This window comes from Salinarimonas soli (genome assembly GCF_008386575.1).
GTDB lineage: Bacteria > Pseudomonadota > Alphaproteobacteria > Rhizobiales > Beijerinckiaceae > Salinarimonas_A > Salinarimonas_A soli.
The window spans coordinates 1-293 of sequence record NZ_VUOA01000108.1 but is presented as its reverse complement, the minus strand read 5'-3'; the positions used below and the strand labels follow the sequence as shown (position 1 = coordinate 293).

The following is a 293-nucleotide window of genomic DNA, read 5'->3' as shown; positions in this document are numbered from 1 at the left end:
GAAGGGCCACGTTGGTGGCGTCGGACGAGGCGACGTCGGGCTCGGTCATGAGGTAGGCCGAGCGGATCCGGCCCGCGAGCAGGCGCTCGAGCCAGCGCACCTTGTGCGTAGGGGAGCCGAAGCGCTCCAGCACCTCCATGTTGCCCGTGTCGGGCGCCGAGCAGTTGAAGGCCTGCGCCGCGAGCCTGGACCAGCCCATCTCCTCGGCGAGATAGGCGTATTCCACCGTGGTGAGACCGTGGCCGCGGTCCGAGCCCGTGAGCCAGAAGTTCCAGAAGCCCCGCTCGCGGGCG

General features: G+C 70.3%; 1 protein-coding gene. It reads right to left on the bottom strand.

Annotation, left to right across the window (positions count from 1 at the left end):
• Positions 1–293: acyl-CoA dehydrogenase family protein (locus F0L46_RS25420; protein ID WP_188312154.1), on the bottom strand; the 293-nt coding region annotated here is incomplete at both ends.